Genomic DNA, 15910 nt, shown 5'->3' on the forward strand with positions numbered 1-15910 from the left:
CGTTCGCTCCATCGTTCATCACATTGTCGGGAAAGCCCGGAAACCCCTTCTATCGGAGGGGTGACAGTTCTGTGGACATACAAAAGGGGCGTTGTTTGTTACGGGCGAATCGAAGAAATGGGCAGAATCGTATATTGAACTGGGATTTCGTATATGAATTTATTTGATTTGAATGCAGATAATTAGTGGCAGGGGAGGTACAGAATAGGGGGAATCGTTATATAATTGCCCACAATAGCCTACGCTAGGCCGACTGCGCGCTTCGAATGATCGCGCGCGGCGGCGAGACGGGCTGAAACGGTATTTCAACTGCGAACGTTTCCGACGGAAACGCTTGATGAGGTGAACAATATGAAGGCAAAGAACAACGAGCTGACGGTGGAGAGCATGACGCAGCGATATTCGCTGGGCCACAAGGCGCTGTCCGTGGCGCTGTCCGTCGTCTTGATGGGATTCGGCTGGCCGGCGGTCTCGCCGTCGCAGGTGTACGCCGGGGATGGCGAAGCCGCAGACGATGCGGCGGCGCAGGTGGAAGGCGCCTCGTCCGGTGCAGCCACGAGCTCGGCCGACAAGGCCGCTGATACGGTGGCAAGCTCCGCGGCGTCCGCGGCAAGTTCTGCAGCGCCTGCAGCAAGCGAGCAGACTGCGTCCACGACGTCGCAGCAGCAGGCGGCTTCGGGCGCTTCCGAGTCCGCGCAGCCCGCTGCAACGCAGCAGGTCGAAAGCGCGAAGGAGGATGCCGACACGGCCGACGTCGAGCTGGTGCTGGGCAACGCCTCCATCACGTATATGAACCAGGTCGTTTCCGCGCCTGCGCATAAGGTCACCGTGCCCGTGAAGGACGACTTCAAGTTCACGGTGTCCCCCGATAACGGCTATAGCCTCACGAAGGCGGTGCTCAAGGTTTCAGGCAAGGAGAACCCCATCTCCCCCGATGACCAGGGCGTCTACACCGTCTCCGCCGCCGACGTCGCCGCTGGCGCGACCGTGACGCTCGAGACCGAGGCTGTTTCCAGCGATTCCGGCAAGGATACCGCCGCTGTCTCTATCGAAGGCGACGACGCCGCCGCCGAGGAGGCGCAGGTCTCCGCCGTGGGCGCGGGTGCCATCTCCGGCCCCAACTCCGTAGCTCAAGGCAACACCATCACGCTTACCTATAACGGGGATATGAGGATCGACAACTGGTATGGCGGCGATGGCCTTTTCTCCGGATGGGACGTTTCGGCCGACAAGAAGTCCATCACGCTGACCGCAACCAGCAACTGGGCGTTCACCGGGTCCGAGAAGACGACGACCATCTACCTGGGATACATTGACCAGTCCGGCACGTGGCATAACCAAGGTGACGACCGCTTGGCTTTCAACGTGACCGTCAAGAAGCGCACGTTCACTGTCGTGCAACCGGAGCCGGTCGCGGAAGGCCAGGATCATTTCTGGATTCCGCAGATCAAAGACGACGAGACGGGAAAGGTGTTCAGCCTTGCCGATGCGCCAAGCGGCGCTTTCCTCCCGTTTGAATACTATCGAGATGGCCAGAGGATCGAAAACGCCAGCCAGTATTGGCATGATGCGAACGAGTTCTCTAAGCCCGGCACCTATACGGTAATTGTCAAGCCGAATAACGGATGGATCTACGACTTCGAAGCCGTGGGTCAGATCGAAATCACCATTCCCACCAAAAAGCCCGACAGCACGGACTTCGAGAAATGGATCTATACTGGCGAAAGCGTTGACCTGAAAGGCGACGGAAGCGCGTGGTGGGGCGAGTCGTGGACGGTGTCCAGCGGCTCCGAGAACATCGAGCTGTCCGAGTCCAGCAGCGGGTCGCGAATCGCAAAGGGCCTTAAGGTCGGCGATGCGACAGTGCAGCGCGAGTACTACGCTTTGGGCTGGCATACTGAAACATTCATCATCCATGTGATGAAGAAGCCGGCGGCGACGTCGCTGTCCATTTCGGGGGATGACACCGTCGAGCAGTTCAAGAACATCACGCTGACCACGGACTCAGATACGAATGTCACGTGGACGTCGAGCGACCCCTCGGTCGCCACCATCGATGCCTCCGGCAAGGTGATCGGCGTCAAGGCGGGCAAGGTCACCATCACGGCAACCACGGTCACTGCGGAGGGCAAGGTGCTCACCGCCACCCACGAAGTGACGGTGACGAAGTCGAAAGCCTCGGCGATGAGTTGCTATCTGTTCTTCCAGAATAGCCCTACCGCCAACCCGGACAGCAACGGCACTGCCTCCTGGTTTCCCTCCGGTGGAAATCATGCCTTAGGGGTCAAGGTCAATCTTGACGGTTTGAACCTTCCGGGCGGCAAGAACAGTTACGACAACGTGGCGAATCGCGTGACGCAATGGCCTGATGGAAGCACGGGTTCAAGCTGGGTGCTCGATAGGAACGGCGCATATAACCAGTACTGGAACGCCGTTTTCCAGGCGTGGAAGGACACGCTCTCCAAGGAGCAGGGCACTCAGATCACGGAAGACGACGTGGAGGAGATTGCGCTCTATCCGTACAAAATCTCGAATAATACGAACGTCGGTTGCGGGTACCACCTTGACTGCAAAGTGGTGGTGAAGTGCAGCAAGGCGATCAATGCGGTGTTCTATCTGCAGGATGCCAATGCGTCTGGCTTCGCTCAGTATGATGCTGCTACGTACAAGCTGGAAAAGGGCATTGCGCAGGTTGCCGCCCCTTCCAAAACCCCCGCTGATGAGAAGACCGTCAACGGTGTGAAATATAAGTTCATGGGATGGTATTCCGATCAGGCTTGCACGCAGGCGGTGTCGTTCCCCATGCGCACGAGCGAGAACGTGAACTACTACGGCAAGTATGTGGCTTGCGATCAGTCCATCCAGGTCAACTATTATCTTAAGGGGACCACAATCCAGGTTGCGCCATCCAAGACCCTTTCCGGCTACATGAAGGGTCAGAAGGTTGTGCAGAGCCCTATTTCCGTTGAGGGCTATACGCCTGTCTCCAGCGAGTCGAAATCCGGTGTGGTGGGCACTGATTCCTCCATCGACTTCTTCTACACCGCAAATCCGGTGGGCTATCGCGTCGAGTATTGCTGGACGGGTTCGGACACCCCGTTTTTGACTGAGAGCGATTCGGACCGCCATGATTCGGACCATCATGTGGGCGACACGGTCGCCGGGATTGAGCCCAAGACGTTCGAGGGCTATACACCGGTCAGCGATAACGTCAAGGACCTCAAACTCGGCGTCGACGAGTCCCAGAACGTGGTGAAGTTCTACTACCGCCAGAACGTTTCGCTGACGGCGAACACCGATTCCAAAACCTATAACGGCTCCGAGCAGAGCGTCGAAGGCTACAAGACGAACCTTCCCGGGGGCGAGAGCACCAGCTTCGACGGCGTGACGCTCGAGGGCGGCAAGGGCACGAACGCCGGTGACTACCCGTATACGTTCGCGGATGGCACCATCGGCAAGGTCAGCTCCGATAACAAGTACGTCGTGACCGGGACGACGGACGGCAACCTGCACATCAGCCCGGTTACCGACGAGGTCGTCGTGAAGATTACGGGCAAGACGGGTACCGAGAAATACAACGGCAAGCAGCAGGCCGTCTCCGGTTGGGACGTGACCGAGGCGCCCGACGGCTTCGATCAGTCGAAGATCGCCCTTGCGGAGAGCGCAACGGCTGAGGCCAAGGGCAAGGATGCCGGCACCTACAATATGGGGCTTACTGCCGCTAGCTTCGTTTCTTCTGACGGCAACTACGCCAAGGTGAAGTTCGAAGTCGTCGACGGTTCGCTTGAGATCACCAAGCGAAAGGTGACCCTGTGGTCCGAGGACGGCCATAAGAACTACGACGGCCGCACGCTCCAGCGTCAAACCGACATTCGCGTCGACGGGACGAAGGACGTCTACGACAAGGATAAGGACACCACCACCCAGAAGACCTTCGAGGGCGACGGCTTCGTCGAGGGCGAGGGCGTGGACAACAAGAACGTCAAATGGTTCGACGAGAACAACATCGCCCCCGGCTGTTATGACAACAAGTTCGAGTGCAAGCCCCGTTCCGGTACCAACTTCGATAACTACGAGATCACGTACGAGTACGGAAAGCTGTACGTGAACAAGCGTGCCGACAACAAGAAGTACGAGGTCACCGTCAAAGGTGCAAGCGGCACGTCCGGCTATGATGGGCAGCCTCATAGCGCAACCGGCTTGGAGACGACCTCCTATACTAATAAAGAAGGCGTTCAGTTCTCCATTCGGGCTAAGACGTCCGGTGCCGAAAGCAAGGTGGACGCCGGCACGTATGAGAACAAGGTTTCCGACGTCGTCGTTACCGACCCCCATGGCAACGACGTGACCGACCAGTTCAAGATCACGACTGAGAACGGAAAGCTCACCATCGATACGCGTCCGGTGACGATCACGGCTGGGTCCGCGGAAAAGGAATACGACGGCAGCGCGCTGACCGCTGATCAGGCCAACCCGAAGTTTACTACCAAGGGCTTCGTCGACGGCCAAGACATCTCCGACGTTGCCGTCGAGGGCTCGCAGACCCAGTGCGGCACCTCTGCCAGCACCATCAAGGACAATAGCTGGAAGTTCCAGGAGGGGACGAACGGGAACAACTACAGCGTCACCACTGCGCAGGGAACGCTGACGGTGAAGCATCGTTCGGACGACAAGAAGTACGCCATCACGCTGATGGGTAAGAGCGATAACGGCGCTACCTATGACGGCAAAGAGCACACGGTGTCTGGCGTGGAGCAGGATAAGTGGACCTTCGACGGCGTTGAGTACACTGTTTTCAATTACCATGCGAACGTTTCGGGCACGGATGCTGGCACCTACAAAAATATCGTCACGAGCGGCGAAGGCGGCTATAAGGTGACCGACCCGAACGGCAACGACGTGACGGCGGAGTTCTCCATCAGCGTCGCCCCGGGCACGCTGACCATCAAGCCTGCCGAGGTGACCGTGACCGCCGGCTCTGCGACCAGGGCTTACAACGGGTCTCCGCTGACCGCCGCTGAGGCGGAACGCGAGTTCGCCGCCGAAGGCTTCGTTGGCGAGGACGATATCGCATCCGCTAAGGTCGACGGCTCCATCACCGATGTCGGCGAAACCGCGAGCAACGTGGTGCAGGAAAGCGTTGTGCTCAAGAGCGGTACCAAGGCCTCCAACTACAGCATCACGTACAACCCCGGCAAGCTTGAAGTGACGCCCAACACCGACGAGGTGGTCGTCACCATCGCCAAGAAATCTGGCACGAAGGATTACAGCGGTTTCGAACAGTCCGTCAAGGGCTACGAGCTTCGCGACATCTCGAACAGGGAATATGCCGCCACGGATATCGAGTTCGTTGGCTCCGCTGACGATCAGGTTGCCAAGGGCACCGATGCCGGCACGTACGAGATGAACCTCAAGCCCGAGGACTTCAAGAACAACAGCGTCAACTTCACCAACGTGAAGTTCGAAATCCTCGACGGCTCGCTCACCATCACGAAGCGCGCCGTGACGCTGACTTCCGCCACGCCGGCTGAGAAAACCTACGACGGCAACCCGCTTGAGGATCGTACCGTGAGCGTTACGAGCGGTAGCCTGGCTACCGGGGACAAGTTCATCGCAGATGTTACGGGTTCTCAGACCGACGCCGGTAGCAGCGCCAACGCGTTCACGTACAAGCTGGTGAACGCTGCGGGCGAGGAGCTGGCGCAAGACGCCGAGGGCGCCTACCGCAACTATAACGTCACCAAGGCAGAGGGCGTCCTGAAGGTGAACCCGGTGTCCAATGAGGTCGTCGTGACCATTGTGGGCAAACATGCCGAAGGCGCTTACAACGGGAAGCCTTTGACGGCTACCGGTTATACCTTTGCGTCCACTAACGCGCTGTACACCAGCGCAAAGGTTGCTTTCTCCGGCGAGAACAGCGTGTCGCGCACCGATGCCGGCACGACCGTCATGGACCTGCAGGGCAAGTTCAAGAATGCCGATGACGTCAACTTCCCCAACGTGCGCTTTGAAATCACGAACGGTTTCGTTGCTATCTCCAAGGCGGAGGTGAAGCTTCAGTCCGCCGACCTTGAGAAGGAATATGACGGCACGGCTCTGACCAATAAAAAAGGTGGCGAAGAGCAGACCCCGCTTGCGGTGGAGTCCGGCTGGGCCGAAGGCGAAGGCGCCGCTTATACCTTCACCGGCTCTCAGACGTTGGTGGGCGGCAGCCCCAACGCGTTCAGCTGCACGCTGAATGAGAACACCAAGGCAGCCAACTACGAGATCAGCGTGATCCCCGGTCAGCTGACGGTGACCAATCGCCAGGCGCAGTACCAGGTCACGGTCGAAGCGAACTCCTCCACCGGCAATACGTACGACGGCGTTGAGCACGCGGCGACGGGATTGAAAACGTCCGAGTTCACGGTGGACGGCCAGAAGTACACGGTCGAGGGCCTGAAGACCTCCGACCCGAAGGCCGTTAACGCCGGCGAATATGCGAACACCATCAGCGGCGCGCCGGTGGTGAAGGATGCTGACGGCAACGATGTGTCCAGCCAGTTCGCCGTAAAGCTGGTCCCGGGTGAGCTGAAGATCGCGAAGCGCTCCGTCGCGCTGACTTCGGCAAGCGAGAGCCGGGTGTACAACGGCGAGGCGCTGACAAACGATCGCGTCACCGTTGGCGGCGACGGCTTCGTTGCGGGCGAGGGCGCAAGCTATAGCGTGACGGGCACCATCACCGACGCTGGCACGGTGACCAACTCGTTCACGTATGCGGCCAATTCGAGCACTAACTTCGACAACTACACTATTACTAAGAAAGAAGGCACCCTTGAGGTGACGCCGGTTGCCGACAAGGTCACCGTCACCATCACGGGCAAGAGCGACACGCTGTCCTACAGCGGCTCCGAGCAGAGTGTGGCCGGTTACGACATCAAGGCATCCAATCCTCTGTACAAGGAAGGCGACTTTGCCTTCAGCGGAAAGGCCGTTGCCAAGGGCACGAATGCCGGCACCTATTATATGAACCTGGCTTCCGGGCAGTTCTCCAACATTAGCGGCAACTTCAGCAACGTGGAGTTCGTGGTTGTTGACGGCGCGCTTAAGATCAAGGGCGGCACGATTGACGCTGACGGCGTTGTCTGGGACGTGCACGATGTGCAGAAGGTCTACGACGGCAAGCCGCTTTCTGCGTGTGTCGCAACAGCCACCGATGAGTTCGGCAATGCGCTCAAGGTGGAGTACAGCATCGACGGCAAGCAGTGGACGGACAACCCGTCCGAGATCACGCTGACCCATTTCGGCGCTCAGCTGGTGATGCTGCGTGCGACGGGCGCAAACTACGCTGATGGTCAGTACGCGGAAAACGGGGAGTGGGTCGCCATTACCAGCCGCCCGGTCAAGTTGACTTCTAAGGGCGATAACAAGAAATACGACGGCAAACCGCTTACCAATGATACCGTGACGGTTGAAACGAAGGGCAAGGGGACCGGCTTCATCGAAGGCGAGGGGGTGTCCATCAACGTCACCGGCTCTCAGACCGATGCCGGCGAAAGCGACAACACCTTCGACTACACCTTCAACGAAGGCACGAACGCCGGCGACTACCTGGTGACGACCAAGTTCGGTAAGCTCGTGGTGACCGCGAGCGATTCCGAGGTGTTTGCGACCATCGCCGGCCATAACAAGACCGTCGAATATAACGGCTCCGAGCAGTCCGTCGAAGGCTACGACTTCGTCGAGGAGGCATCCAATCCGCTGTACAAGGAAGGCGACTTCACCTTCAGCGGCGAAGCCATTGCCAAGGGGACAAATGTCGGAACCTACGACATGAACCTTGCTTCCGATCAGTTCGCCAACAAGAGCGGCAACTTCTCGAAGGTCACGTTCGGCGTAACGGATGGCGCGTTGACCATCACGCCGAAGTCCATCGTTCCCGATTCCGGGAACCCGAAGAACACGATGTCCGTCGATTCGCCTGCGGATGTCGTTTACAACGGCCAGGATCAGACATGGACGCCCGTCGTTAAGGATGGGGAGCGCACGCTTGAGGCGGGCAAGGATTACACCGTCGAATATAGCACCGCCGACCGCACCAATGTTGCCGGCGAGATCACGGTGACCATCAAAGGCATCGGCAACTATACCGGCGAGGTCAAGCGCACGTACCAGATCACCAAGCGCACCGTTAATCTGAAATCCCAGAGCAGCTCTAAGCCCTACGACGGCACCCCGCTTGCCAAGCCCGAGGTTTCCGGCTGGCAGCAGCAGGGAGACACCGGTTTTGTGACGGGCGAGGTTTTCAACGTTCGCGCTACGGGTTCCGTGACCACCGTTGCCCAGGGCGAGGTCACCAACTCGATCGCATACGATGCGAACGCTGGTTATAGCGCGAACAATTACGACATCTCCAAGGACGAGGGCAAGCTGAGCATCACGGCGCTTGCGGCCGAAGATGGCATCACCATTACGCCGAACAACGCTACCTATATATATGATACGTCATCGCATGAGGCGGGCGCCGCAACGGCTTGGGCTTCCGTTGCGGGAACCGACGTGAACCTTGAGTATCGTGTCAAGGGTAGCGCCGATACCGAGTGGCGCAGCAACCCTTCCGCGATTACGGCGATCAACGCCGGCACCCTGACCGTCGAGGTTCGCGCTTCCGCCGCGAACTACAGCGGCTATAAGTATGCAGAGCAGACGCTTACCATTCAGAAGCGCGACGTCGAGCTGACGTCTGCCAGCGCCTCTAAGGTCTACGATGGTGCGCCCCTTACGAAGGATTGGGTCGACATGGGCCCGAATCGTCCGGACACAGGCTTCATCTGGACCGACCTTGCCGGCGATGGCCAGGTGCGCGCAACGGGCTCGCAGACCGAGGTCGGCTCCTCCAAGAACGCGATCTCCTATCAGCTCAAGCCCGGTGCGGAGAACAACTACAACATCATCCCCGATCACGTCGGCACCCTTACGGTGACGCATCAGTCCATCGCGCCCGATCCGCAGAACCCGGATTCCTATAAGGGCGTCGCGATCAACGAGCCGAACGACCATGTCTACGATGGCGCGGAGCACAAGTGGGCTCCCGAGGTCACCGACAAGGACGGCAACAAGCTCGTTGAGGACGTCGACTACGAGCTGACGTATTCCGAGAACACGACTGACGCGGGCACGGTGACCGTGACGATCACCGGCAAGGGCAACTATATGGGCACGTGCGTGAAGACGTATGAGATTACGAAGGCCCCGCTGACCGTGAACGCCGGCAGCGCTTCCAAGGTCTATGACGGCGAAGCCCTGACAGCGGGCGCGACGATCGAGGGCCTTGTCGGCGACGAGACCGCGACCGCCCAAACCCAGGGTTCCCAGACTGAGGTCGGCTCGTCCGCCAACACGGTGTCGGGCTTCACGTGGGATACCGCCAAGGAAGGCAATTACAATATCGTCGCGCAGAACGACGGCACGCTGACCGTCACGCCGAAGGGCATCGCCCAGATGACCGTCGGCAGCCTGCCCGACGTAACCTACAACGGTGAAAGCCAGCAACAGAAGCCGGTCGTGAAAGACGGCGAAAAGGTGCTGACTGAAGGCGTCGACTACGAGCTGACGTATTCTGAGAACACGACCGATGCGGGCATGGTGACCGTGACCGTGACCGGCAAGGGCAACTACGCCGGCAGCGTCGACGTGGCGTACCTCATCACGCCCGCGCCGCTGACGGTGAGCACGCCGAGCGCCTCTAGGGTCTACAACGGCAACGCCCTGACCGCCGCCGGCTCCATCTCCGGCTTCGTCAACGGCGAGTCCGCGCCCTTCGAGACCACCGGCTCCCAGACCGAGGTCGGCACGAGCGACAACACCTACGCCATCGACTGGGCGGCGGCCGGCGCCACCGCCAAGCAGGCGAACTACACGGTCTCCGAGACCGTCGGCAAGCTGACCGTCACCGAGTTCGCTGGCCGCGTGGTCGCGACGCCGGGTAGCTATTCCGGCACCTACGACGGCCAGGCCCACGGCGTCGACGTGACGGTGTCCGGCCTGCCCGAGGGCTATTCGGTGAAGGCCGCGCGCTCCAACGCCACGGCCACCGACGCGACCGACGAGGCGGGCGTGACCGCCTCGGTCGATGAGCTGGTCATCGTCAACGCCCAGGGCGAGGACGTCACCGACAAGCTGGATATCGAGAAGCAGACCGGCGCCATCAAGATCGCGCCGGCGAAGCTGACGGTGACCACGCCGAGCGCCTCCAAGCCCTACGACGGCAGCGCGCTGACGGCCGAGGGCAAGGCGTCCGGCTTCGTGAACGGCGAGGCGGCCATCCTCAAGACCACCGGCAGCCAGACCACCGTCGGCACGAGCGCGAACGGCTACGAGCTGGTATGGGACGACAACGCGAAGGCGGAGAACTACACGGTCGAGGAGAACCTCGGCACGCTCGAGATCACCAAGAGCATGGTCGGCATCGTGGTGATCCCGCAGGGCGGCACCAAGGACTACGACGGCACGGCCCTTGAAAGCGCCGGGGTCAACGCGATCGGCGTGCCCGTGGGCTTCACCCTTTCGGCCAAGACCAAGGGCTCCATCACCGACGCCGGGTACGTTACGGCCGAGGTCGATTCCTATATCATCACGAACGCCGCCGGTGAGGACGTCACCGACCAGTTCGGTAATGTGGCAACCGGCAAGGCCTCGCTTGTGGTGACCAAGCGTCCGGTGACGCTTGTCTCCGGCGACGCCTCCAAGGTTTACGACGGTACCGCGCTCACCGAGAGCAAGGTCAGCGTGGAGGATGGCTCGCTTGCCTCCGGCGAGGAGCTCGGCTACGACTTCTTCGGCTTCCAGACCTCCGTGGGCTCCAGCAAGAACACCTTCGCCGCAAAGCCCGGCAACGGCGCCACGAAGGTGGAGAACTACGACATCACCTATAGGTACGGCACGCTGACGGTGAGCGCGCAGTCCATCAACCCGGACGACCCGACCCCGGGCGCGTATGCCGGGGTGAAGGTCAACGCCCCGAGCGACGCCATCTACGACGCGCGCGAGCATAAGTGGATTCCCGTGGTCACCGGCAAGGACGGCAACGCGCTCGTCGAGGGCCGCGATTGCACGGTGGCCTACAGCACCGACGACTTCACCAACGTGACGGGCGCCATCAAGGTGACCATTGCGGGCATCGGCGACTACACCGGCTCCGTCACCAGGGAGTACCAGATCACGCCCGCTTCCGTGAAGCTTGCGTCCAACACGCGCGAGTTCGTGTACAACGGCGCGTACCAGTCCGACGACGCGGTGACGGTCCAGGGCGCCGAGGCCCTGTTCCGCAGCCAGGTCGATGACCTGAAGGCGGTCGGCAAGGTCATGACGGTGGCCGAGGGCAAGGTTCCCAACACCATCGCCTTCACCTGGAAGGACGGCTTCAAGGCAAGCAACTTCGCCATCGAGAAGAGCGAGGGCGAGCTGTCCGTCGTCGCGAAGGACATCGTCTCCTCTGCCGACATGACGGTTTCCAGCCCGAGCGACCTTGTCTACGACGGCCGTGAGCACAAGTGGGCTCCCGAGGTGAAGGACGGGGAGAAGGTCCTGACGGAAGGCGTCGACTACACGGTGTCCTACGGCGCCGACGACTTCACCAACGTGACGGGCGCCATCAAGGTGACCGTGACCGGCCAGGGCAACTACGCCGGCAGCGTCGAGCGCGCGTACCGCATCGCGCCCGCGCCGCTGACGGTTACCACGCCGAGCGCCTCCGGGGTCTACGATGGCAACGCCCTGACCGCCGCCGGCTCCGTCTCCGGCTTCGTCAACGGCGAGTCCGTGCCCTTCGAGACCACCGGCTCCCAGACCGAGGTCGGCACGAGCGACAACACCTACGCCATCGACTGGGCGGCGGCCGGCGCCACCGCCAAGCAGGCGAACTACACGGTCTCCGAGACCGTCGGCAAGCTGACCGTCACCGAGTTCGCTGGCCGCGTGGTCGCGACGCCGGGTAGCTATTCCGGCACCTACGACGGCCAGGCCCACGGCGTCGACGTGACGGTGTCCGGCCTGCCCGAGGGCTATTCGGTGAAGGCCGCGCGCTCCAACGCCACGGCCACCGACGCGACCGACGAGGCAGGCGTGACCGCCTCGGTCGACGAGCTGGTCATCGTCAACGCCCAGGGCGAGGACGTCACCGGCAAGCTGGATATCGAGAAGCAGACCGGCGCCATCAAGATCGCGCCCGCCGAGTACCATGTCGTGACCGAAGGGGCCTTCAAGGTCTACGACGGCACCGCGCTGACGGCGCCCGGCAAGATCGTCGGCCTGGTCAACGGCGAGGAGGCGTCGCTTTCCGTGACCGGCAGCCAGACCGATGCGGGCTCCAGCGCGAACGCATACGTCATCGCGTTCGACAAGTCCGCGAAGGAAGGCAACTACGTCCACGGCGCCGATACCATCGGGTCGCTGGAAGTGACCGCCGCCAAGGCGGAGGGGAAGATCTCGCTGAGCGGCAGCTCCGCCTCCAAGGTCTACGATGGCAAGCCGCTTGCGGCGAAGGCGGCCACGGCAGCGGTCCCGACGCAGGATGCGGTGACCATCGAGTACAGCCTTGACGGCGCGACGTGGACGACCGACCCCGGCTCGCTCACGGCGACCGACGTGGCAGATTCCGCAACGGTCCAGCTCCGTGCGTCCAGCCAGGGCAATTACGAGGGCTACGTGTACGGTTCGCAGCAGCTGTCTATCGCCAAGCGCGCGGTCAACCTGAAGAGCGACAGCGCCTCGAAGGTGTTCGACGGCATCGTGCTCACCAGGCCCGAGGTTGCCGGCTGGAAGCAGCTCGGCGACGAGGGCTTCGTCGACGGCCAGGTATCCGACGTCCGCGCCACGGGCAGCGCTACCCACGTCTCCGACGGCAAGGTGGCGAACACGATCGCCTATACCGAGGGCGAGGGCTTCAACGTTGACAACTACGCCATCTCCAAGGACGAGGGCGTGCTGAGCGTCACGGCCAAGCAGATCGTCGCGGCCGACATGACCGTCCAGGCCCCGGCCGACGTCGTGTACAGCGGCAAGGCCCAGCAGCAGAAGCCGGTCGTCAAGGACGGCGACAAGGTGCTGGTCGAGGGCGTCGACTACGAGCTGACCTACTCCGGGAACGCGACCGACGCGGGCACCGTCACGGTGACCGTGACCGGCAAGGGCGACTACGCCGGCAGCGTCGACGTGGCGTACCAGATCGCGCCCGCGCCGCTTTCGGTGGCCACCGAAAGCGCTAACAAGGTGTACGATGGCAAGCCCCTGACCGCCGGCGGCAAGGTCGACGGCCTGGTCAACGGCGAGACCGTCGCGTTCAAGCTGGTCGGCAGCCAGACCAAGGTCGGTTCGAGCGACAACGGCTACAGGATCGAGTGGAACGGCACGGCGAAGCGGGCGAACTACAGGCTTGAGGCCGAGACCATCGGCAAGCTGACCGTCACCGAGTCTGCCGACGAGGTGGTCGTGACCACCACGGGCGGCACGTTCGCCTACGACGGCGCGTCCCACGGCGCCACCGTCAAGGTGGCCAACCTGCCCGAGGGCTACTCGCTCGAGACCGCCGAGTCCGCGGCAAGCGCGAAGGACGTCTCCGACGGCGAGGTGGCCGCCACGGCCGACGTGCTCGTCATCAAGAACGCCGAGGGCGAGGACGTCACCTCGAAGCTCAGCATCAAGTTCGTCGACGGCACCATCAAGGTGGAGCCGGCGAAGCTGACGGTGATTACCCCGAGCGCCTCCAAGGTCTACGATGGCGATGCGCTGACGGCCGAAGGCAAGACGTCCGGCTTCGTGAACGGCGAGGCCTCAACCCTCAAGACCACCGGCAGCCAGACCGAGGTCGGCTCGAGCGTGAACGGCTACGAGCTGGTGTGGGACGGTAGCGCGAAGGCTGAGAACTACACGGTCGAGGAGGACCTCGGCACGCTGACGGTGTCGGCGCAGTCCATCGATCCCGACGACGCCGGCGCGTTCGGCGGCGTGACGGTCGGCTATCTGGCCGACACGGTGTACAACGGCGCCGAGCAGCGCTTCGAGCCCGAAGTGGTCGACAAGGACGGCGAGGCGCTGGTGAAGGGCCGCGATTACGAGCTCTCCTTCTCCGGCGACGCGAAGAACGTCGGCGAGGTGACTGTGACCGTCATCGGCAAGGGCAGCTACGCCGGCAGCGTCGAGCGCACGTACCGCATCACGCCCGCGTCGTTGACGGTGACCACGGGCAGCGACTCGAAGGTCTACGACGGCAGCGAGCTTGTGAACGGCGAGCTGACGATCGAGGGCCTGCAGGGCGAGGATAGCGTCACGGCCGCCACCACCGGCAGCCAGACCGAGGTTGGCAGCTCGGAGAACACCTATCGCATCACCTGGGGCGATGTCGATGCGGGCAACTACGTCATCGACGAGCATCTGGGCACGTTGACGGTCACGCCGGCGCCGGCGCCCCCGACGCCGGAGCCCACGCCGGACCCGGAGCCCACGCCCACCCCGACCCCGGAGCCGGAGCCCACGCCGACGCCGGAGCCGACCCCGACTCCGACGCCGGGCGACGGCACGACGCCTGGTTCGACCCCGGATGGCGCGACGCCGAACCCGGGCAACGGCTCGACGCCCGCCCCGGCCACGACGCCGGACGGCACGGCGCCGGTGCCTGCGGCTGGCTCGCCGGCTTCGACCCCGGCGCCTGCGGCTGCCGGCCCGCTCGATGCGCTGGCCGATGTGCTCGAGGGCGCGTATGAGTCGGCGACGGGCGGCCCCGAGGCCGATAACCCGGTCGAGGAGGAGCGGATCTACGACGCCGAGAACCCGTTGGGCAGGGAGTCGGCGGCCGATCATTGCTGGGTGCACTGGTACATGATCGTCGGCATGGTCCTCACGGCGGCCTACGGCCTTGCGGTGGCGCTTCGCCGTAAGAACCACGAGCGCAAGCTGCGCAACGACATGAACGACGTCTTGGGCGACGGCGACGGCAAGGACCCCTCGGGGTCTCCCGCCGCCAAGCCCGCCGGAATGGAGGCTTAGGGTCATGAGGAAAAGCAACTATCTGGTGCTGGGCGTGGCGGCAGTCGTTGCCGCGCTGCTGCTGGTGCTGTGGTACCACCTGGGCTTCAACCGCATCGACAGCCCGCTCGACCTGACGCTGGCCATCGTATGGTGGGTCGGCATCGTGGCCATCGCCGCGATCATCATCCGCGTCGAGGAGCGTCGCCGCCGCCAGATCCGCACGCTGTACGTGTCGCCGAAGTCGCTGTACAGCAGCGAGCTCGGCATGGTGGGCATCGGGGAAGCCGGCGCGGTCGAGGTGATGCGCGACATGCTCGGCCAGCTGAAGTACGGCTTCGATTCCAAGGGCCTGCCGGACCGCAAGAAGTTCGACTACCGCTTCGTCGTGTGGACCGACGAGTTCAAGGAGCACGATGGGGAAGGCGGCAAGCCCGCCGATGACGCGGCGGCAAGCTCTGCGGCCCAGCGCAAGGACCCCACGTGGAAGGGCACGGTCATCAAGATCGACCGCCAAAACGGGAACAGCGAAACCCCGTTCGACGGCATCGAGCAGCTGAAGGCGGCGCTGGCCTAGCCGGTCTGCGCGCACGGCTTCGCTGGCCGCCCGCTGCATCAACCGCATCAGGCAAGACCCAAACGGGCCCGGGAGAAATCCCGGGCCCGTCCCATATCTGAACAGGTTCCAGGAACCTGTTCAAGTTCGCGTGGCACCGAGTGAGCATTCTCCTGGAACCTGTTCAAGCTCGCGTGGCATCGGGTGAACGCCCTCCTGGAACCTGTCCACGTTCGCGGGGGCGTCAAGTGAACACCCTCCTGGAACCTGTTCACCCGATTCCCGGCAGTTTTGCGTTGCGGGTTGCAAGGCGGATCCGTCCGAGGGGGCAAAAGCCGGGAAAGTTAGCCATCG

At 62.4% G+C, this 15910-nt stretch carries 2 protein-coding genes; both read left to right on the forward strand.

All coding sequences use genetic code 11. The features are described 5' to 3' along the window. Nucleotides 1–351: 351 nt before the first annotated feature. Nucleotides 352–15021: an Ig-like domain-containing protein gene (locus Q0G75_RS04120; protein WP_294414977.1), complete on the forward strand. Its 14670-nt coding sequence runs from the start codon at nucleotides 352–354 to the stop codon at nucleotides 15019–15021. A 4-nt stretch (nucleotides 15022–15025) separates the two neighbouring features. After that, a complete protein-coding gene (locus Q0G75_RS04125; protein ID WP_294414975.1) occupies nucleotides 15026–15577 on the forward strand; it encodes a hypothetical protein in 552 nt (183 codons plus the stop codon). Nucleotides 15578–15910 lie beyond the last annotated feature (333 nt).

Source organism: uncultured Senegalimassilia sp., from assembly GCF_934636665.1.
Lineage (GTDB): Bacteria > Actinomycetota > Coriobacteriia > Coriobacteriales > Eggerthellaceae > Senegalimassilia.

Coding starts and splice junctions, on each gene's coding strand:
- Q0G75_RS04120 (WP_294414977.1), top strand. CDS start 352: ATGAAGGCAAAGAACAACGAGCTGACGGTGGAGAGCATGACGCAGCGA.
- Q0G75_RS04125 (WP_294414975.1), top strand. CDS start 15,026: ATGAGGAAAAGCAACTATCTGGTGCTGGGCGTGGCGGCAGTCGTTGCC.